The sequence below is a fragment of the Microbacterium hatanonis genome (assembly GCF_008017415.1).
In the GTDB taxonomy this organism is placed as follows: domain Bacteria; phylum Actinomycetota; class Actinomycetes; order Actinomycetales; family Microbacteriaceae; genus Microbacterium; species Microbacterium hatanonis.
Window position 1 is genome coordinate 1117309 of record NZ_VRSV01000002.1, and the last position, 17667, is coordinate 1134975.

The window sequence follows — 17667 nt, forward strand, 5'->3', positions numbered from 1 at the left end:
GATGCCACGCAGTCTCAAGAAGGGCCCCTTCGTCGACGAGCACCTGCTTCGCAAGGTCGTGTCGCAGAACGAAGCCGGTACCAAGAACGTGATCAAGACCTGGTCGCGTCGATCGATGATCATCCCCGCCATGCTCGGCCACACCGTGGCCGTGCACGACGGTCGCAAGCACATCCCCGTGTTCGTGACCGAGACCATGGTGGGCCACAAACTGGGCGAGTTCGCGCCCACCCGCACCTTCCGCGGCCATGAGAAGGACGACAAGAAGGGCCGCCGCCGCTGACGCGGGGGCGCTAGAGGAGAGAGAAATGGTGGAGTCCATCGCACGCGTGCGACACATCCGCGTGACCCCTCAGAAGGCTCGTCGTGTCGTTGCGCTCATCAAGGGAAAGCAGGCCGCTGAGGCCCTCGCCATCCTGAAGTTCGCGCCGCAGGGCGCGAGCGAGCCGATCTACAAGCTCGTCGCCTCGGCGATGGCGAACGCTCGGGTCACTGCCGACAAGACGAACGAGTACCTCGACGACCAGGATCTGTTCGTCGCGAACGCGTACGTCGACGAGGGCGCGACGCTGAAGCGTTTCCGTCCCCGTGCCCAGGGCCGCGCTTTCCAGATCAAGAAGCGCACGAGCCACATCACGGTCGTGCTGTCGACGCCCGAGGCGCCGACGGCCGAGGCCGGAACCCCGACCAAGAAGGCGAGCAAGTAATGGGCCAGAAAGTCAACCCGTACGGCTTCCGCCTCGGTATCACCACGGACCACGTGTCCCGGTGGTTCTCCGACTCGACGAAGCCGGGCCAGCGCTACGCCGACTATGTGGCGGAGGACATCAAGATCCGTCGTCTGCTCACCACGTCGCTCGACCGCGCCGGTGTCAGCAGCATCGAGATCGAGCGCACCCGTGACCGCGTCCGCGTCGACATCCACACCGCCCGCCCGGGCATCGTGATCGGTCGTCGCGGCGCCGAGGCCGAGCGCATCCGCGCCGACCTCGAGAAGCTCACCGGCAAGCAGATCCAGCTGAACATCCTCGAGGTCAAGAACCCCGAGGCCGACGCTCAGCTCGTCGCGCAGGGCATCGCCGAGCAGCTCGTGGGTCGTGTGGCGTTCCGCCGCGCGATGCGCAAGGGCATGCAGGGTGCACAGCGCGCCGGCGCCAAGGGCGTCCGCATCCAGGTCTCCGGCCGCCTCGGCGGCGCCGAGATGAGCCGTTCGGAGTTCTACCGCGAAGGCCGTGTGCCCCTGCACACGCTCCGCGCGAACATCGACTACGGCTTCTACGAGGCGAAGACCACCTTCGGCCGCATCGGCGTGAAGGTCTGGATCTACAACGGCGACATGACCAACAAGGAGCTCGCCCGCGAGCAGGCCAACGCGCCGAAGTCCCGCGGTCGTGACGACCGTGGCGACCGTGGCGACCGCCGTCCGCCGCGTAGCCCCCGCAACGAGGCCCCCGTGGCAGAAGGAGCGTCGGCGTAATGCTCATCCCCCGTAAGGTCAAGTACCGCAAGCAGCACCACCCCGGGCGGTCCGGTCAGGCGACCGGCGGCACCGAGGTGAGCTTCGGCGAGTACGGCATCCAGGCCCTGACTCCCGCTTACGTGACCAACCGTCAGATCGAGTCCGCTCGTATCGCCATGACGCGTCACATCAAGCGTGGCGGAAAGGTGTGGATCAACATCTACCCCGACCGTCCGCTGACCAAGAAGCCCGCCGAAACCCGCATGGGTTCCGGCAAGGGTTCGCCCGAGTGGTGGGTCGCGAACGTCAAGCCGGGCCGGGTCCTCTTCGAGGTCTCCGGTGTCGACGAGTCCCTCGCACGCGAGGCTCTCACCCGGGCAATTCACAAGCTGCCCCTCAAGGCACGCATCATCAAGCGCGAGGAGGGCGACGCGTAATGGCGATCGGCACCAAGCAGCTCGCCCCGAGCGAGCTCGACACGTTCGAAGACCAGCGTCTGGTCGAAGAGCTGCGCAAGGCCAAGGAAGAGCTGTTCAACCTGCGCTTCCAGTCGGCCACCGGCCAGCTCGAGAGCCACGGCCGCATCCGCGCCGTCAAGCGCGACATCGCGCGGCTCTACACCGTCATCCGTGAGCGCGAGCTCGGCATCCGTGCCACTCCCGCTCCGGTGGAGGCGACGAAGGCGAAGAAGACCAAGGCCAAGAAGGCGGATGCCGCTGACTCGGCCGCGAAGGAAGAGGCCGAGTGATGGCTGAGACCACCGAGAAGAAGAAGGCACCCGCCCGCAAGGCGTCGACCAAGGCAGCTGCGGCAGCCGAGGCGCCCGTCGTGGACGAGGCCGTGCAGGCGAAGGGCCACGAGAGCTCCGAGCGCGACGTGCGCGACGCGGACGCCCGCGGTTACCGCAAGTCGCGCCGCGGCTACGTGACCAGCGACAAGATGGACAAGACCATCGTCGTCGAGGTCGAGGACCGCGTGAAGCACCCGCTCTACGGCAAGGTCATCCGTCGCACCTCCAAGGTGAAGGCGCACGACGAGACCAACTCCGCCGGCATCGGCGACCTCGTGCTGATCAACGAGACCCGTCCGCTCAGCGCCACCAAGCGGTGGCGTCTGGTCGAGGTCCTCGAGAAGGCGAAGTAACCCATGATTCAGAACGAATCCCGCCTCAAGGTCGCCGACAACACCGGCGCCAAGGAGCTGCTCACCATTCGCGTGCTCGGCGGCTCCAACCGTCGGTACGCGGGCATCGGCGATGTCATCGTGGCGACGGTCAAGGACGCGATCCCTGGCGGAAACGTCAAGAAGGGCGACGTCGTCAAGGCTGTCGTCGTGCGCGTCATCAAGCACACCCGTCGCCCCGACGGCTCGTACATCAAGTTCGACGAGAATGCCGCCGTGATCCTGAAGACCGACGGGGAGCCCCGTGGCACCCGCATCTTCGGTCCGGTCGGTCGTGAACTTCGCGACAAGAAGTTCATGAAGATCGTCTCGCTGGCACCGGAGGTCATCTGATCATGGCGAAGATCAAGAAGGGCGACCTGGTTCAGGTCATCTCGGGCGCCAAGCCCGAGCGCGGCGGCGACCGCGGCAAGCAGGGCAAGGTCCTCGAGATCCTTGTCGAGCAGAACCGCGTCATCGTCGAGGGCGTGAACTACGTCACCAAGCACACCCGCGTGGGTCAGACCCAGCGCGGAACCAAGACGGGTGGCATCGAGACGTTCGAAGCCCCCATCCACATCTCCAACGTCGCCCTGGTCGACCCCTCGAGCAAGAAGCCGACCCGCGTCGGCCACCGCGTCGAGGAGCAGGTCAAGGACGGCGTGAAGCGCACCGTTCGTGTGCGCTTCGCGAAGAAGTCAGGCAAGGACCTCTGAATATGAGCACCGATACTGCCGCGCCCGCTGGCAAAATCCAGCCGCGCCTGAAGCAGAAGTACAAGAACGAAATCCAGAAGGCTCTGCAGGAGGAGTTCGGTTACTCGAACGTCATGCAGATCCCCGGTCTCGTGAAGGTCGTCGTGAACACCGGTGTCGGCGAGGCAGCTCGCGACAGCAAGGTGATCGATGGCGCGGTCGACGACCTCGTCAAGATCACCGGCCAGAAGCCGGTCGTCACCAAGGCCCGCAAGTCCATCGCGCAGTTCAAGCTGCGCGAGGGCCAGGCCATCGGCGCTCACGTCACCCTCCGCGGCGACCGCGCATGGGAGTTCCTCGACCGCCTCGTGAACCTCGCGCTTCCCCGTATCCGCGACTTCCGTGGTCTGTCGTCGAAGCAGTTCGACGGCAACGGCAACTACACGTTCGGTCTCCAGGAGCAGTCCGTGTTCCACGAGATCGACCAGGACCGCATCGACCGCGTTCGCGGTTTCGACATCACCGTCGTGACCACCGCGAAGACGGACGACGAGGGCCGCTCGCTGCTCCGGCAGCTCGGTTTCCCCTTCCAGGCCGCCGAAACTCAGGCATAAGCCATCCATCATCGAAGGTCGTCTGCCGCGTAACGGCAGCCGAAACCTCATGAACGAAAGAAGCATCACATGACGATGACAGACCCGGTCGCAGATATGCTGACCCGTCTGCGCAACGCGAACTCGGCGCACCACGACTCCGTGTCGCTGCCGAGCTCGAAGCTCAAGACCCACATCGCCGCGATCCTCAAGCAGGAGGGTTACATCTCCGACTGGATCGTCGAAGACGCCCGCGTCGGTCAGACACTGACCCTCACGCTGAAGTACGGCCCGAACCGCGAGCGGTCGATCGCCGGCATCAAGCGCGTGTCGAAGCCCGGTCTGCGCGTCTACGCGAAGTCCTCCGAGATCCCCACGGTCCTCGGCGGCCTCGGCGTTGCCATCCTGTCCACTTCCTCCGGTCTTCTCACCGACCGCCAGGCCGACCAGAAGGGCGTGGGCGGAGAAGTCCTCGCCTACGTGTGGTGATCTGACATGTCGCGAATCGGACGTCTTCCCATCGACATCCCCGCCGGCGTCACCGTGACGGTGGCCGGTCAGGATGTCGCAGTCAAGGGCCCCAAGGGTGAGCTCTCGCTCACCGTGGCGCGCCCCCTCGAGGTCAAGGTCGAGGAGAACCAGGTTCTCGTCAGCCGGCCCGACGACGAGCGCGAGTCGCGGTCGCTCCACGGCCTGACCCGCACGCTCATCAGCAACAACATCATCGGTGTCACCACGGGGTACACCAAGGGTCTCGAGGTCGTCGGCACGGGTTACCGCGTCGCGCAGAAGGGCAGCTCGGTCGAGTTCGCCCTCGGCTTCTCGCACCCGGTTCTCGTCGAGCCCCCCGCGGGAATCACCCTCACGGTCGAAGGCAACAACAAGGTCACCGTGAGCGGCATCGACAAGCAGGCCGTCGGTGAGGCCGCCGCCAACATCCGCAAGATCCGCAAGCCCGAGCCGTACAAGGGCAAGGGTGTGCGGTACGCGGGCGAGGTCGTGCGCCGCAAGGCCGGAAAGAGTGGTAAGTAGCCATGGCTCTCAAGACAAAGAGCGAAGCACGCGCGCGTCGTCACGCCCGCCTTCGCAAGAAGATCGTCGGCAGCGAGGCCCGTCCTCGTCTCGTCGTCACCCGCTCGGCGCGTCACGTCTTCGTGCAGCTCGTCGATGACAGCAAGGGCCGCACGCTGGCCTCCGCGTCGACCCTCGAGACCGACCTGCGCGGCCTCGACGGCGACAAGACCGCAAAGGCACGCAAGGTCGGCGAGCTCGTCGCCGAGCGTGCGATCGCCGCCGGAGTGACCGACGCCGTGTTCGACCGTGGCGGAAACCGCTACGCCGGACGCGTTGCTGCGATCGCCGATGGCGCCCGCGAGAAGGGGCTGAACCTGTGAGCGACAACAAGGAGACCGAAGTGGCAGTGGATGCCGAGCAGACCGCGCCCGCCGAGGCGCCGGCTGCTGCAGCTCAGGCGCCCGCCGAGCGCGAGCGCGAGCCGCGCCGCGGTGGCCGCGAGCGCAACGCCAACCAGCGTGACCGCGGTTCGCGTGACGACAAGAGCCAGTTCCTGGAGCGCGTCGTGACGATCAACCGTGTCGCCAAGGTCACCAAGGGTGGAAAGCGCTTCAGCTTCACCGCTCTGGTGGTCGTCGGTGACGGCAACGGTGTGGTGGGCGTCGGATACGGCAAGGCCCGCGAGGTCCCCCTGGCGATCTCGAAGGGTGTCGAAGAGGCCAAGCGCAACTTCTTCCGTGTTCCCCGCGTCGCGTCGACGATCCCGCACCCGGTGCAGGGCGAGGCCGCTGCCGGCGTCGTGCTGCTCCGTCCGGCCGCTGCCGGTACCGGTGTTATCGCCGGTGGTCCGGTCCGCGCCGTCCTCGAGTGCGCGGGCATCCACGATGTCCTGTCGAAGTCGCTCGGCTCGTCGAACACGATCAACATCGTGCACGCGACGGTCGCCGCCCTGAAGCAGCTCGAAGAGCCCCGCGCCGTGGCCGCCCGCCGTGGCCTGGAGTTCGACCAGGTGGCACCTGCCCGGCTCGTCCGCGCCGAGGCCGACGCCATCGCCGCCCAGAAGGTAGGTGCCTGATGGCCGCCCGTCTGAAGGTCACGCAGATCAAGTCCAAGGTGAGCGAGAAGCAGAACCAGCGCGACACGCTGCGCAGCCTCGGTCTGAAGCGGATCAACGACTCGGTCGTTCGTCCCGACGACGCGCAGACGCGCGGCTACGTCAAGACCGTCGCCCACCTCGTCAAGGTTGAGGAGATCGACTAATGGCTGAGAACGAAACCGAAGCCGCCGAGCCCAAGAAGGCTCCGGCGCGCAAGCCCGCCGCCAAGAAGCCGGCCGCTGCGGCGAAGACGAAGGAAGCTCCTGCCACCCGCCCGGGTGTGCTGAAGGTGCACCACCTCCGTCCGGTCCCCGGTGCCCACAAGGCCAAGACCCGTGTGGGTCGCGGTGAGGGCTCGAAGGGTAAGACCGCCGGTCGCGGTACCAAGGGAACGAAGGCTCGTTACCAGGTTCGCGTCGGCTTCGAGGGCGGGCAGATGCCCCTCCACATGCGTACGCCGAAGCTGCGCGGGTTCAAGAACCCGTTCCGCGTCGAGTATCAGGTGGTCAACCTCGACAAGCTCGCCGAGCTCTACCCCGAGGGCGGAGAGGTCACCATCGCGGGCCTCGTCGCCAAGGGCGCGGTTCGCAAGAACGAGAAGGTCAAGGTGCTCGGCACCGGCGACATCTCGGTGAAGCTCACCGTGTCGGTCGACAAGGTCTCGGGTTCCGCCGAGCAGAAGATCGTCGCTGCGGGCGGCACCGTTCAGTAACACCCATGACAGGGGTCGGAGGCTTCCTCCGGCCCCTGTTGCCGTTCCAGCCGGAGGGCGCGGACCACCCCGCACGCCCGGCTGGGCTACGCTGGCTTCTTGTGCGCTCTCTGTGCGCGCGGAACCATTCCGGAGGAGTCCCCTTGTTCAGCGCCATCGCGCGGGTGTTCCGCACACCCGACCTGCGGAGGAAGATCGGCTTCACTCTCGCGATCATCGCCATCTACCGTCTGGGCGCGCATGTGCCGACGCCGTTCGTGAACTTCCCGAACGTGCAGTCGTGCCTCGACCAGTCGGGCAGCACCGAGGGTCTCCTCTCGCTCGTCAACCTGTTCTCGGGCGGCGCCCTGCTGCAGCTGTCGATCTTCGCGCTCGGCGTCATGCCGTACATCACCGCGACGATCATCGTGCAGCTCCTCCGCGTGGTCATCCCGCACTTCGAGACCCTCTACAAGGAGGGCCAGGCGGGCCAGAGCAAGCTGACGCAGTACACGCGTTACCTCACGATCGCCCTCGCGCTGCTCCAGTCGACGACCCTCGTCACGGTCGCGCGGTCGGGCCAGCTCTTCGGAGCCACCAGCATCCCCGAGTGCCAGCAGCTCCTCACCAACGATGTGTGGTGGGCGCAGCTGCTCATGATCATCACGCTGACCGCCGGCACCGGCCTCATCATGTGGTTCGCCGAGCTCGTCACCGAGCGTGGCGTCGGCAACGGAATGTCGATCCTCATCTTCACCTCGATCGCGGCGACGTTCCCGTCGGCGATGGGCTCGATCTGGGCCGCCCGCGGTTTCGAGGTCTTCCTCATGGTGCTGGCCGTCGGCGTCGTCGTCGTCGCGCTGGTGGTGTTCGTCGAGCAGTCGCAGCGCCGCATCCCGGTGCAGTACGCGAAGCGCATGGTCGGTCGACGCACCTACGGCGGGTCGAACACGTACATCCCGATCAAGGTCAACATGGCCGGCGTCGTGCCCGTCATCTTCGCCTCGTCGCTGCTGTACATCCCCGCGCTGATCGCACAGTTCAACCAGCCGCAGCCGGGCCAGGAGGTTCCGGGCTGGGTCGCGTGGATCCAGCAGTACTTCACCTCGGGTGACCAGCCGGTCTACATGGCCACGTACTTCCTTCTCATCATCGGCTTCACCTACTTCTACGTGGCGATCACGTTCAACCCGGTCGACGTCGCCGACAACATGAAGAAGTACGGCGGGTTCATCCCCGGCATCCGTGCCGGACGCCCGACGGCCGAGTACCTCGACTACGTGCTGACGCGCATCACTCTGCCGGGCTCGATCTACCTCGGTCTGATCGCGCTCCTCCCGCTCATCGCCCTGGCGACGGTCGGTGCCAACCAGAACTTCCCGTTCGGCGGCGCCTCGATCCTCATCATCGTCGGTGTCGGACTCGAGACCGTGAAGCAGATCGATGCCCAGCTGCAGCAGCGTCACTACGAAGGCCTCCTCCGCTGATGGCGCGCCTTCTCATCGTCGGCCCCCAGGGTTCCGGCAAGGGCACGCAGGGCGTGCGCATCGCTGAGTCGTTCGGCATCCCCGTGGTGTCCACGGGCGACGTCTTCCGCGCCAATGTCGCTGAGGGAACCGACCTGGGGCTCCAGGTCAAGGAGATCATCGACGCAGGGCGCCTCGTCCCCGACGAGCTCACCAGTGCCGTCGTGCGCGATCGTCTGGCGCAGGCGGATGCCGCGGAGGGATTCCTCCTCGACGGGTACCCGCGCAACCTCGGGCAGGTGCTGCACCTCGACGAGTTCCTCGAGGGGCGCGAGGAGTCGCTCGACGCGGTGATCGCCCTCGTGGTTCCCCGGGACGAGTCGATCGACCGCCTGCGCAAGCGCGCGGAGGAGCAGGGCCGCGCCGACGACACCGAAGACGTCATCGCGCACCGGCTCTCGATCTACGAGTCCGAGACGGCGCCGATCCTCGGTGTCTACGGAACCCGCGGTGTGGTCGACGAGATCGACGGCGTCGGTTCGTTCGACGACGTGACGGCGCGCATCTTCGCGGCGCTCGACGCCCGCGGGCTCTCCCGCTCCGTCTGACGTGCGCTTCCGCACCTCGATCTACAAGTCGCCCGCCCAGCTGCGGGCCATGGTGGCACCCGGACTCATCACCGCCGCCGCACTCGACGCGGTGCGCGCGATCATCGCACCGGGTGTGCGGACGATCGAGCTCGACGCCGCAGCATCCGCCGTCCTGCGGGCGCGCGGTGCGCAGTCGAACTTCCAGATGGTGCGCGGGTATCGCCACACCATCTGCGTGTCGGTGAACGAGCAGGTCGTGCACGGTATCCCGGGCGAGCGCGTGCTCGAGCCGGGCGACATCGTGTCCGTCGACGCCGGTGCCCAGTTCGACGGGTGGAACGGCGACTCCGCGTTCACGATGATCGTGCCGGGCGAGGCTCCCGTCGAGGTCGTCGAGCAGCGCCGCCGCCTGTCCGAGGTGACCGAGGGGTCGCTGTGGGCGGGGATCGCCGCGCTGGCGTCCGCGTCGCGGCTCGGCGAGGTGGGGACGGCGATCGAGTCCTACGTCGAGGCCAACGCCCCCGAGGGCGGGTACGGGATCCTCCGCGACTACGTCGGGCACGGCATCGGGCGCAAGATGCACGAGGCGCCCAGCGTCTTCAACTACCGCATCAGCGACCCCGGTCCGGAGGTCCGGCCGGGGCTCGCGGTGGCGATCGAGCCCATGGTGGTGGCGGGCGATCAGGAGACCTTCGTCGAGGACGACGACTGGACGGTATCGAGCGTCGACGGGTCGCCCGGCTCACATTGGGAGCACAGCGTCGCGGTGCACGATGGAGGCATCTGGGTCCTGACGTCGCCCGACGGAGGAGCCGAGAAGTTGGCGCCGTTCGGCGTCGTTCCACGAGCGATCGGATAGAGCATGGCTGCGGGTAAGACGAACTGGTTCGCGATCTGGGTCAGCGCCGCGGTCGTCGTGGTGATCGTCGCCGTCGGCGGCATCGTGTGGTTCTCGAACTCGCAGGCGACCTCCGCCGGTCCCGCCCCGGAGAGCTCGGCGATCAACCAGGACACCGGAGCCATCGCGGTGGGCAGCGGCCCCAACACGGTGGACACGTACGTCGACTTCATGTGCCCGATCTGCAACAACTTCGAGCAGACCTACGGCTCGACGCTCTCGCAGCTCGTCGACGACGGCACGATCACGCTCAACATCCACCCGATCTCGATCCTCGACCGCGCCTCGCAGGGCACGGAGTACTCGACCCGTTCGGCCAACGCGATGTACTGCGTCGCGGCCGACGACCCGGCCAACGCGCTGCCGTTCCTCCAGGCGCTCTACGAGAACCAGCCGGAGGAGCAGTCCACCGGCCTCGACGACGCGACGCTCACGAGCATCGCCGAGGGCGTCGGAGCGGGGGAGGGCGTCGCATCCTGCATCACCGACGGCACCTATAGCCGCTACGTCACGGCGATGACCCGTGAGACCCCGATCCAGACGGGTGCCTCCGGCGTCTCGACCCCGACCATCGTCGTGAACGGCCAGACCCTGACGAACCAGACCGACCTCACGGGTGACCCGCAGGCCGACATCGTCGCGCGCTTCAGCTGACTCGAAACACCATTTCTGGCTGAGACGCCCCGCCTGGCGGCGCGCCTCAGCCAGAAGGTGTGTCTCGGTCACCGAGAGCGCGGGTTCGATCGGAGCGTCGCGAGCAGTCCCGGCTGTGGTGAGAAGACCTGGGGGAGGCCGGCGGCCAGGAGAGCATTCTGAAGCGGATCGACGCGCATGACGTCGCTCCAGTCCCAGCGCGCGAATCCGCCGACGTGGCGTCGGAGGCGATCCTCCCGCGTCTTCTCACGGCGAAGGGCCGACATCGGATCGTCGCCCGAGGCCGAGTACTTCGCATATCCATCGGATTCACCGATGATCCACCACCGTCGCCAGAGGAAGTCGACGCGGTCTTCGACGCTGCCCGAAACGAACGGTTGCTGCAGCTCCGCCTCCGGGAAGCCGAGCCACTCGATCACCGCCCGGCTGACGGACTCCCCGGCTGACTCGGCAGCGGCATCGGCGCGAGAGGCCGCCCACTCGAGACGCGCCCGCCCGCGGCGAGTGGCCTGTGAGCGACCGAGGTCTCGGAGGTCGGTCGCTGACAGAGTCGAGCCCGCCTGTCGAAGCACCGCGTCGACGACGGCCAGGGCGAATGCCGGTGGAAGGACGCGCGCGAGATCCACGGCCGTGGCATCGCTCGACGTCGTGTATGGTCCGTCGCCGACGATGCGGAGGCCATCCGCACCGGTGTGTACAAGGACGTCGCCGAACCGCCGCGAGCGGGTCCTTCTGTGGTCGAATACATGGATGTCACGGGGTTCACCGAAGAGGGGCAATCGCTGCAAGGCGGCGGCCGACTCCAGGCAGAACACTGCGCCCGGATGCGACAGGGCGAAGGCGTGGACCCTCACGAGGTACCGGTCCCACGGGGCGAGAGCCGCCCATGCGCTGCGATCGACATAGACGCCGGGGCGCACTCGCTCGAGCATCGGCCCGCGTCGCGCGCGAACGTGCGTGAGCTCCTCGTCCGCGCGTGTGATGAATGCGAGCGGCGAGGGCGCGCAGGGAGGTGCAGTGCGATCGACCATTCCGACAGCGTGGTGGGGTCGGATACGGCGCGTGCGGCGCGACCGACGAGGTGTGGATGGTTCCGCCGGCTCCGTCCCTGGGGAGGACCGCCGGTGAAACCCACCGATCGGCTGAGACACCACGCCAGGCGGTGAGTATCGGCCGATCGGCGTGTGTCACCGTCCGCGGGGCGGCGCGAAGTTGCCGGAAGCCGGCGCGTGGCGTATGCTCGTTCTTTGGTGCGTTGCGCCTACTTTGGCGTGCTTCTGCACCGAAACCCATCCAACGCAGACCGACCGGTCTCCAAGTGATAGCGAGTATATGGCGAAGAAAGACGGTGTCATCGAGATCGAGGGCACAATCTCCGAGGCGCTGCCCAACGCGATGTTCCGCGTCGAGCTCACCAACGGACACAAGGTGCTCGCCACGATCTCGGGCAAGATGCGACAGAACTACATCCGCATCATCCCCGAAGACCGCGTCGTCGTAGAGCTGAGCCCCTACGACCTCACGCGCGGTCGTATCGTCTACCGCTACCGCTAGACCGGTCGAGAAGTAACGTCCCCGCGCCGCGGTGCGGGGAACGAAGACAGCGAAGCAGGAAATCATGAAGGTAAACCCCAGCGTCAAGCCCATCTGCGACCACTGCAAGGTCATCCGCCGTCACGGCCGGGTGATGGTGATCTGCAAGAGCAACCCGCGTCACAAGCAGCGCCAGGGCTGACGGATGCTGCGCCAGGCCGTGTCTTCACGGCCTGCGCCGCACCTCGAAACTCGCAACTGAACACACACCGGCAGGATCAGATCCTCGAAAGAGGGGACACCTCGGGCGGAGGCCCGGGCACCGATCCTGCTCCACACCTCCACAACACTCCTAGGAGAGTCGCATGGCACGTCTCGCCGGCGTAGACATCCCGCGTGACAAGCGCGTGGTCATCGCCCTGACCTACATCTACGGCGTTGGCCGTACCCGTTCCGACGAGATCCTCACGGCGACGGGCATCAGCCCCGACATCCGTGTGAAGGACCTCACCGACGACCAGCTGATCGCACTGCGCGACCACATCGAGGCCGCCTACAAGGTCGAGGGTGATCTCCGCCGTGAGGTCGCCGCCGACATCCGCCGCAAGGTCGAGATCGGTTCGTACGAGGGCATCCGCCACCGTCGCGGTCTTCCCGTGCGCGGACAGCGCACCAAGACGAACGCTCGCACCCGCAAGGGCCCGAAGCGCACCGTCGCCGGCAAGAAGAAGGCGCGCTAGGCCTGCGCCGGCGCTGAGGTTTCAGGAGAATCATGGCTACCCCCAAGTCCGCAGCGCGCAAGCCGCGCCGCAAGGAGAAGAAGAACATCGCGCTGGGCCACGCCCACATCAAGTCGACGTTCAACAACACGATCGTTTCGATCACCGACCCCTCGGGTGCGGTCATCAGCTGGGCATCGTCCGGCGGCGTGGGCTTCAAGGGCTCGCGCAAGTCGACGCCCTTCGCCGCAGGTCTGGCCGCCGAGTCGGCCGCCCGCCAGGCGCAGGAGCACGGCGTGAAGAAGGTCGACGTCTTCGTCAAGGGTCCCGGCTCCGGCCGCGAGACCGCGATCCGTTCGCTCACGGCCGCCGGCCTCGAGGTCGGATCGATCCAGGACGTCACCCCGCAGGCGCACAACGGCTGCCGCCCGCCGAAGCGCCGTCGCGTCTGACACCCGTCGACCGTGGATGCTGCGGCCACCCGTTTCGGTGGCCGCAGCATCCGCTCGACCACAACTCAATACCTCACCCATTGCACGTGTCATATAGCGGATACGTGATCGAAAGGAACACATCGTGCTTATCGCACAGCGTCCCACTCTGACCGAGGAGAAGGTCGGGGAGTTCCGCAGCCGTTTCATCATCGAGCCGCTCGAGCCCGGCTTCGGTTACACGATCGGCAACGCCCTGCGTCGCAGCCTCCTCTCGTCGATCCCCGGTGCGGCCGTCACCAGCATCCGTATCGACGGAGTGCTGCACGAGTTCAGCACCATCCCGGGTGTGAAAGAGGACGTCACCGAGATCATCCTCAACATCAAGCAGCTCGTCGTCTCGAGCGAGCGCGATGAGCCCATCACGGCGTACCTGCGCAAGACCGGCTCCGGTGAGGTCACGGCGGCCGACATCTCCGCCCCCGCCGGCGTCGAGGTGCACAACCCCGAGCTCGTCATCGCGACCCTGAACGACACCGCGAAGTTCGAGCTCGAGCTGACGATCGAGCGTGGCCGCGGCTACGTCTCGGCCACCCAGAACCGCAACGAGTACGCCGAGGCCGGCCAGGTGCCGATCGACTCGATCTACTCGCCCGTGCTGAAGGTCAGCTACCGCGTCGAGGCGACTCGTGCCGGTGAGCGCACCGACTTCGACAAGCTCATCCTCGATGTCGAGTCGAAGTCGTCGATTGCCCCGCGTGACGCGGTCGCTTCGGCCGGTCGCACGCTGACCGAGCTGTTCGGCCTCGCTCGCGAGCTGAACGTCGAGGCCGAGGGCATCGAGATCGGCCCCGCGCCCGTCGAGACCGTCCTCTCGAACGAGCTGTCGATGCCGATCGAAGACCTCGACCTCTCGGTCCGTTCGTACAACTGCCTGAAGCGCGAGGGCATCAACACGGTGTCCGAGCTCGTCGCCCTCTCGGAGACGCAGCTGATGAACATCCGCAACTTCGGTCAGAAGTCGGTCGACGAGGTTCGTGACAAGCTCACGTCGCTCGGACTGTCGCTCAAGGATTCGGTGCCCGGTTTCGACGGCGCCCAGTTCTACGGCGGCTACGACGACGAGACCGTCTGATCCCGGCTTCCGCCTCGATTCCACTGGAGTAAATCACTATGCCCAAGCCCACGAAGGGTCCCCGCCTCGGCGGCGGTCCGGCCCACGAGCGTCTCCTGCTGGCGAACCTCGCCGCGGCACTGTTCACGCACAAGTCGATTCAGACGACCGAGACGAAGGCCAAGCGCCTCCGTCCGCTCGCTGAGCGTCTCATCACGTTCGGCAAGCGCGGCGATCTGCACGCGCGTCGTCGCGTGCTGAGCGTCATCGGTGACAAGGACGTCGTTCACACGCTCTTCACCGAGATCGCGCCCCTGGTCGCCGAGCGCCAGGGCGGCTACACCCGCATCACCAAGATCGGCAACCGCAAGGGCGACAACGCCCCCATGGCCGTGATCGAGCTCGTCCTCGAGCCCGTCACGCCGAAGGCGTCGTCGGCGAAGCGCACGGCTCCGGCCGCTGCCGCCGCCCCGGTCGAGGAGCCCGTCGAAGACGAGGCCACCGACGCCGTCGCCGAAGCGGATGCTGCGGACGACGCCGCCGCCGATGCAGGCTCGGAGTCGCCCGAAGAGGGCGCCGCCGCCGAGGCTGCAGCCGACGACGCGGTCGTCGAAGACGACAAGAAGTAAGAACCCGCCGGACCTCCGGCTCGAACGGCCCGTGCATCGCGAGATGCGCGGGCCGTTCGGCGTTCTCGGCTCAGTTGCTGCCGAGCAGGCGCCGGTTGAGCTGGTAGCTCCGCAGGTCGAGCGCGTACTGGCGGTCGAGGCGATCCCTCTGGGCGGTGTCGACGGCCGCGGCGACCGTGTCGGCGAAGATGCGTCCCCCCGCGGACCCGGGGTGGATCCGGTCGCCGGCGAGGAGATCCTCGTGAGGGCCGATCGCCCCCGACCAGTCGGCCAGCTCGACAGTGGGGTAGTCGGCGGCGAAGGTCTGCAGCTCGGAGTTGACCCCCGCGATCCAGTCGCGCGGGGCGTGGGCGTTCACGACGACGAGCTCGCGGTCGGGTCCGACGATCCGTTCGATCTCGTCGAGCGTCGCGCGGTCGATGGCCCCGTTGGTTCCGAGCGCGACGACGACGTAGCGGCGCAGCTGGCCGGCGGAGGAGAGCTGTTCGAGAATGTCCGGGCCGGCATACATCGAGCGCGAGACCGCCGCATCCACCTGGATACCGGGGAAGCGGTCGACCAGCGCGGGTGCGGAGGCGAGCATGACCGAGTCGCCGACGGCCGTGATCTCGTTGCCTCCGACGGGGGTGGGCGCCGGCGTCGGAACGGGGATGGGATCGGTCGTCGGCGTCGCGCCGGGCTCACTGCTCTGCGCGTCGTTGTCGAGCGCGTCGATGCCCGCCTGCACCGCCGATTCGGCCGAGGTCTCGGCGGGCGCCGCGGCGATGGCGGCCGTGGTGCCCCCGAGGACGAGCAGCAGAGCGACCGCGGCGGCCACTGCGCGCAGGCGGCGCTGCGGTGAGCCCCTCAGCGCACCCCACGCGGCCGTCGCGGCGCCTCGGAAGCCTCGCCGGCGCACCGGGGTCTCCCACAGCCGGTACGACAGCTCGGCCGCGACGGCGGTCACCGCGAGCGTCACCAGGGCGATACTCAGCGGCACCTCGGCCGTCGTCGCGCCTGCCGCGGCGGTAAGGAGCACGAGCACCGGCCAATGCCACAGGTAGAGACCGTAGGAGCGGTCTCCGATCCACCGCAGCGGCGCCACATCGAGGCTCCGTCCGAGGATCGATCCCGGCCAGGTCGTGGCGGTGATGACGAGGGAGGTGAGCACGCTCGCGACGAGCATCGTGCCCGGGAACGTCGCCCCGGAGTCGGTGGCGGGGAGCATGGCCACGACGAGGAGTGCCGCGAGGGCGACCACGCCGACGGAGCCGATCAACGTCTTCACGCGGCGTCGCAGCATCCACGACGGCGGTTCGGCGAGGGCCGTCCGCAGGATCAGCGCCAGAGCGACCCCGATGAGGATGCCGAACGCGTAGGTGTCGGTGCCGAAGTAGGCGCGCGTCAGATCCCCGCCGCCGATGACCTGCGCCATCCACGCGGCCGACGCGCCGGCGAGCAGGAGCACGACCGCGACCCGTACGACCCGTGATCGCACGAGCAGGAGGAGCGGGAGCGCGACCGGCCACAGGACGTAGAACTGCTCCTCGACGGCGAGCGACCAGAGGTTGCGGAAGAGCTCGGGCGACGTCGCGGCGAAGTAGTCGGAGCCGCCGGCGATCGACACCCAGTTGTAGCTGAAGGTCGCCGCACCGAGGATCTGCGCCCCCATGCGCGCCAGGACGTCGCCTCCGACGAGCCAGGCCGCGCTCGCGCAGACGGTGACCACGAGCAGGAGCGCGGGTGCCAGTCGCCGCGCTCGGCGCGTCCAGAAGGCACGCAGGCTGATGCGCCCCGTCGCGCCGTGCTCGACGAGGAGGAGCGAGGTGATCAGGAACCCGCTGATGACGAAGAACGCGTCGACGCCGACGAAGCCGCTCGCGAAGATCCACCCCGGGAAGAGGTGGTAGATGACGACGAGGGCGACGGCGATGGCACGCATGCCGTCGAGACCCGCGTAGCGGGCAGGGCGTGGCGGACGTTCTGTCATGGGCGGGGGGAGGCTCCGAGACTCGCGGACATGCCAGTCTAATCAGGCGGGTGGGACGCATAGGCTGGGGCCGTGCGGATCCGTCTCGACATCGCCTACGACGGCACCGCATTCCGCGGGTGGGCGCGACAGCCCGGCCTTCGCACCGTGCAGGGCACGCTCGAGGACGCACTGGCCCGCATCGTCGGCGGAGCACCGCGGCTCGTCGTCGCGGGGCGGACCGATGCCGGCGTGCACGCGACCGGGCAGGTTGCGCACCTCGATCTCGACCCCGATCAGGTGCGACGCCTCCCGCGAGGGCGAGGGCCGGCAGCATCGGAGCCCGCGGAGGCCGCCACGGCGCTGTCGACCCGTGTGCGCGGCGTGCTCGGCGCCTACCCCGACGTCACCGTCAGGTCGACCGGGCTCGCTCCCGACGGGTTCGACGCGCGCTTCTCGGCGGTCTGGCGCCGCTACGAGTACCGGATCGCCGACGGGGACGCCCGGTACGAGCCGCTCGAACGCCTGCGCACGACGACCGTCCGAGGTGCGCTCGACGTCGAGGGCATGGATGCGGCGGCACGCTCGCTCATCGGACTCCACGATTTCGCGGCGTACTGCAAGCCGCGGGACGAAGCGACGACGATCCGCACCCTGCTCGAGTTCGACTGGCGCCGCACCGCCGAGGGGGTGCTTCTGGCGCACGTGCGGGCGGATGCTTTCTGCCACAGCATGGTGCGGGCTCTCGTCGGCGCGTGCGTCGCGGTCGGAGAAGGGCGGCTCGGCGTCGACGACGTGGTGTCGATCCGCGACGGCGCGGTGCGCACGAGCGAGACGAAGGTGCTCGCCGCGCGGGGGCTGACGCTCACCGAGGTGGGCTATCCGGCGGTCGACCTGCTGGCCGATCGAGCCGAACAGACGCGCCGCCGCCGAGACCAGGAGTGAGCGCGACGCCGATCGACGGCGAGCCGGTGTC

The 17667-nt window shown here is 67.7% G+C and carries 28 protein-coding genes; 26 read left to right on the forward strand and 2 right to left on the reverse strand.

All coding sequences use genetic code 11. The annotated features are described in order from the left end of the window. Position 1 precedes the first annotated feature (1 nt). The 19 genes from rpsS (at position 2) to FVP77_RS15335 (ending at position 10317) form a co-directional block, all read left to right on the forward strand. A complete protein-coding gene (rpsS, locus tag FVP77_RS15245) occupies positions 2-283 on the forward strand; it encodes a 30S ribosomal protein S19 (protein ID WP_116648293.1) in 282 nt (93 codons plus the stop codon). Between the two features lie 25 nt (positions 284-308). Next, positions 309-707 (forward strand): 50S ribosomal protein L22, encoded by a 399-nt coding sequence (gene rplV / locus FVP77_RS15250; protein ID WP_121148515.1) that lies wholly within the window; start codon positions 309-311, stop codon positions 705-707. Further along, entirely contained in the window at positions 707-1477 is a 771-nt protein-coding gene (gene rpsC, locus FVP77_RS15255; RefSeq protein WP_116648295.1) for a 30S ribosomal protein S3, read from the forward strand. Before rplV ends, rpsC begins: the two co-directional genes overlap by 1 nt. Further along, a complete protein-coding gene (rplP, locus tag FVP77_RS15260) occupies positions 1477-1896 on the forward strand; it encodes a 50S ribosomal protein L16 (RefSeq protein ID WP_116648296.1) in 420 nt (139 codons plus the stop codon). The genes rpsC and rplP overlap by 1 nt, the downstream gene beginning before the upstream one ends. Further along, entirely contained in the window at positions 1896-2207 is a 312-nt protein-coding gene (gene rpmC / locus FVP77_RS17190) for a 50S ribosomal protein L29 (protein ID WP_116648297.1), read from the forward strand. Before rplP ends, rpmC begins: the two co-directional genes overlap by 1 nt. Continuing rightward, positions 2207-2602, forward strand: coding sequence for a 30S ribosomal protein S17 (gene rpsQ / locus FVP77_RS15270; RefSeq protein WP_425463146.1), 396 nt, complete (start codon positions 2207-2209; stop codon positions 2600-2602). The genes rpmC and rpsQ overlap by 1 nt, the downstream gene beginning before the upstream one ends. Before the next feature lie 3 nt (positions 2603-2605). Next, positions 2606-2974, forward strand: coding sequence for a 50S ribosomal protein L14 (gene rplN, locus FVP77_RS15275; protein ID WP_116648298.1), 369 nt, complete (start codon positions 2606-2608; stop codon positions 2972-2974). Positions 2975-2976: 2 nt separating this feature from the next. Then, entirely contained in the window at positions 2977-3336 is a 360-nt protein-coding gene (gene rplX / locus FVP77_RS15280; protein ID WP_116648299.1) for a 50S ribosomal protein L24, read from the forward strand. Between the two features lie 2 nt (positions 3337-3338). Further along, positions 3339-3929, forward strand: a complete 591-nt coding sequence (rplE, locus tag FVP77_RS15285) for a 50S ribosomal protein L5 (RefSeq protein ID WP_116648300.1) — start codon at positions 3339-3341, stop codon at positions 3927-3929. 69 nt (positions 3930-3998) lie between these two features. Continuing rightward, positions 3999-4397: a 30S ribosomal protein S8 gene (gene rpsH / locus FVP77_RS15290; protein ID WP_147895396.1), complete on the forward strand. Its 399-nt coding sequence runs from the start codon at positions 3999-4001 to the stop codon at positions 4395-4397. 6 nt (positions 4398-4403) lie between these two features. Further along, the gene (rplF, locus tag FVP77_RS15295) at positions 4404-4940 is read left to right on the forward strand and encodes a 50S ribosomal protein L6 (protein ID WP_147895397.1); all 537 of its coding nucleotides are present in this window, start codon (positions 4404-4406) and stop codon (positions 4938-4940) included. 2 nt (positions 4941-4942) lie between these two features. Further along, positions 4943-5302, forward strand: a complete 360-nt coding sequence (gene rplR / locus FVP77_RS15300; RefSeq protein WP_116648303.1) for a 50S ribosomal protein L18 — start codon at positions 4943-4945, stop codon at positions 5300-5302. Positions 5303-5328: 26 nt separating this feature from the next. Further along, positions 5329-5997, forward strand: a complete 669-nt coding sequence (gene rpsE / locus FVP77_RS15305) for a 30S ribosomal protein S5 (RefSeq protein WP_187267014.1) — start codon at positions 5329-5331, stop codon at positions 5995-5997. Next, positions 5997-6182, forward strand: coding sequence for a 50S ribosomal protein L30 (gene rpmD, locus FVP77_RS15310; RefSeq protein WP_091484804.1), 186 nt, complete (start codon positions 5997-5999; stop codon positions 6180-6182). The genes rpsE and rpmD overlap by 1 nt, the downstream gene beginning before the upstream one ends. Next, a complete protein-coding gene (rplO, locus tag FVP77_RS15315; protein WP_116648304.1) occupies positions 6182-6730 on the forward strand; it encodes a 50S ribosomal protein L15 in 549 nt (182 codons plus the stop codon). Before rpmD ends, rplO begins: the two co-directional genes overlap by 1 nt. 143 nt (positions 6731-6873) lie before the next feature. Next, on the forward strand, positions 6874-8196 hold the full coding sequence (gene secY / locus FVP77_RS15320; protein ID WP_116648305.1) for a preprotein translocase subunit SecY: 1323 nt from the start codon (positions 6874-6876) through the stop codon (positions 8194-8196). Next, on the forward strand, positions 8196-8783 hold the full coding sequence (locus FVP77_RS15325) for an adenylate kinase (protein ID WP_147895398.1): 588 nt from the start codon (positions 8196-8198) through the stop codon (positions 8781-8783). Before secY ends, FVP77_RS15325 begins: the two co-directional genes overlap by 1 nt. 1 nt (position 8784) lies before the next feature. Then, the gene (gene map / locus FVP77_RS15330) at positions 8785-9624 is read left to right on the forward strand and encodes a type I methionyl aminopeptidase (RefSeq protein ID WP_147895399.1); all 840 of its coding nucleotides are present in this window, start codon (positions 8785-8787) and stop codon (positions 9622-9624) included. A gap of 3 nt (positions 9625-9627) precedes the next feature. Then, complete coding sequence (locus tag FVP77_RS15335) at positions 9628-10317, forward strand: DsbA family protein (protein WP_147895400.1); 690 nt, start codon at positions 9628-9630, stop codon at positions 10315-10317. A gap of 68 nt (positions 10318-10385) precedes the next feature. Here the strand turns inward: FVP77_RS15335 and FVP77_RS15340 are convergent, their stop codons facing one another. Further along, positions 10386-11249, reverse strand: coding sequence for a hypothetical protein (locus FVP77_RS15340; RefSeq protein ID WP_187266963.1), 864 nt, complete (start codon positions 11247-11249; stop codon positions 10386-10388). A gap of 400 nt (positions 11250-11649) precedes the next feature. Here FVP77_RS15340 and infA point away from each other — a divergent pair, with 400 nt between their 5' ends. The 6 genes from infA to rplQ all read left to right on the forward strand — a co-directional run bounded on the left by infA (position 11650) and on the right by rplQ (position 14743). Beyond that, positions 11650-11871: a translation initiation factor IF-1 gene (gene infA / locus FVP77_RS15345; RefSeq protein WP_116648310.1), complete on the forward strand. Its 222-nt coding sequence runs from the start codon at positions 11650-11652 to the stop codon at positions 11869-11871. A 64-nt stretch (positions 11872-11935) separates the two neighbouring features. After that, positions 11936-12052, forward strand: coding sequence for a 50S ribosomal protein L36 (rpmJ, locus tag FVP77_RS15350; protein ID WP_005050492.1), 117 nt, complete (start codon positions 11936-11938; stop codon positions 12050-12052). A 163-nt stretch (positions 12053-12215) separates the two neighbouring features. Continuing rightward, entirely contained in the window at positions 12216-12590 is a 375-nt protein-coding gene (gene rpsM, locus FVP77_RS15355; RefSeq protein WP_121148533.1) for a 30S ribosomal protein S13, read from the forward strand. Between the two features lie 32 nt (positions 12591-12622). After that, entirely contained in the window at positions 12623-13021 is a 399-nt protein-coding gene (gene rpsK / locus FVP77_RS15360; protein WP_116648312.1) for a 30S ribosomal protein S11, read from the forward strand. Between the two features lie 124 nt (positions 13022-13145). Further along, complete coding sequence (locus FVP77_RS15365) at positions 13146-14135, forward strand: DNA-directed RNA polymerase subunit alpha (protein WP_147895402.1); 990 nt, start codon at positions 13146-13148, stop codon at positions 14133-14135. Between the two features lie 38 nt (positions 14136-14173). Continuing rightward, on the forward strand, positions 14174-14743 hold the full coding sequence (rplQ, locus tag FVP77_RS15370) for a 50S ribosomal protein L17 (RefSeq protein ID WP_147895403.1): 570 nt from the start codon (positions 14174-14176) through the stop codon (positions 14741-14743). A 70-nt stretch (positions 14744-14813) separates the two neighbouring features. Here the strand turns inward: rplQ and FVP77_RS15375 are convergent, their stop codons facing one another. Next, positions 14814-16712, reverse strand: coding sequence for an acyltransferase family protein (locus FVP77_RS15375; protein WP_147895404.1), 1899 nt, complete (start codon positions 16710-16712; stop codon positions 14814-14816). A gap of 72 nt (positions 16713-16784) precedes the next feature. Between FVP77_RS15375 and truA the strand changes: the two genes are divergently transcribed. Beyond that, complete coding sequence (gene truA / locus FVP77_RS15380) at positions 16785-17636, forward strand: tRNA pseudouridine(38-40) synthase TruA (RefSeq protein ID WP_147895405.1); 852 nt, start codon at positions 16785-16787, stop codon at positions 17634-17636. Positions 17637-17667 lie beyond the last annotated feature (31 nt).

Coding starts and splice junctions, on each gene's coding strand:
- rpsH (WP_147895396.1), top strand. CDS start 3,999: ATGACGATGACAGACCCGGTCGCAGATATGCTGACCCGTCTGCGCAAC.
- rplV (WP_121148515.1), top strand. CDS start 309: ATGGTGGAGTCCATCGCACGCGTGCGACACATCCGCGTGACCCCTCAG.
- rplX (WP_116648299.1), top strand. CDS start 2,977: ATGGCGAAGATCAAGAAGGGCGACCTGGTTCAGGTCATCTCGGGCGCC.
- infA (WP_116648310.1), top strand. CDS start 11,650: ATGGCGAAGAAAGACGGTGTCATCGAGATCGAGGGCACAATCTCCGAG.
- FVP77_RS15340 (WP_187266963.1), bottom strand. CDS start 11,249: ATGCTCGAGCGAGTGCGCCCCGGCGTCTATGTCGATCGCAGCGCATGG.
- rpsC (WP_116648295.1), top strand. CDS start 707: ATGGGCCAGAAAGTCAACCCGTACGGCTTCCGCCTCGGTATCACCACG.
- rpmD (WP_091484804.1), top strand. CDS start 5,997: ATGGCCGCCCGTCTGAAGGTCACGCAGATCAAGTCCAAGGTGAGCGAG.
- rplE (WP_116648300.1), top strand. CDS start 3,339: ATGAGCACCGATACTGCCGCGCCCGCTGGCAAAATCCAGCCGCGCCTG.
- rplR (WP_116648303.1), top strand. CDS start 4,943: ATGGCTCTCAAGACAAAGAGCGAAGCACGCGCGCGTCGTCACGCCCGC.
- rpsS (WP_116648293.1), top strand. CDS start 2: ATGCCACGCAGTCTCAAGAAGGGCCCCTTCGTCGACGAGCACCTGCTT.
- FVP77_RS15335 (WP_147895400.1), top strand. CDS start 9,628: ATGGCTGCGGGTAAGACGAACTGGTTCGCGATCTGGGTCAGCGCCGCG.
- rplQ (WP_147895403.1), top strand. CDS start 14,174: ATGCCCAAGCCCACGAAGGGTCCCCGCCTCGGCGGCGGTCCGGCCCAC.
- rplN (WP_116648298.1), top strand. CDS start 2,606: ATGATTCAGAACGAATCCCGCCTCAAGGTCGCCGACAACACCGGCGCC.
- rplF (WP_147895397.1), top strand. CDS start 4,404: ATGTCGCGAATCGGACGTCTTCCCATCGACATCCCCGCCGGCGTCACC.
- rpmJ (WP_005050492.1), top strand. CDS start 11,936: ATGAAGGTAAACCCCAGCGTCAAGCCCATCTGCGACCACTGCAAGGTC.
- FVP77_RS15325 (WP_147895398.1), top strand. CDS start 8,196: ATGGCGCGCCTTCTCATCGTCGGCCCCCAGGGTTCCGGCAAGGGCACG.
- FVP77_RS15375 (WP_147895404.1), bottom strand. CDS start 16,712: ATGACAGAACGTCCGCCACGCCCTGCCCGCTACGCGGGTCTCGACGGC.
- rplO (WP_116648304.1), top strand. CDS start 6,182: ATGGCTGAGAACGAAACCGAAGCCGCCGAGCCCAAGAAGGCTCCGGCG.
- rpsK (WP_116648312.1), top strand. CDS start 12,623: ATGGCTACCCCCAAGTCCGCAGCGCGCAAGCCGCGCCGCAAGGAGAAG.
- rpmC (WP_116648297.1), top strand. CDS start 1,896: ATGGCGATCGGCACCAAGCAGCTCGCCCCGAGCGAGCTCGACACGTTC.
- rpsM (WP_121148533.1), top strand. CDS start 12,216: ATGGCACGTCTCGCCGGCGTAGACATCCCGCGTGACAAGCGCGTGGTC.
- rplP (WP_116648296.1), top strand. CDS start 1,477: ATGCTCATCCCCCGTAAGGTCAAGTACCGCAAGCAGCACCACCCCGGG.
- rpsQ (WP_425463146.1), top strand. CDS start 2,207: ATGGCTGAGACCACCGAGAAGAAGAAGGCACCCGCCCGCAAGGCGTCG.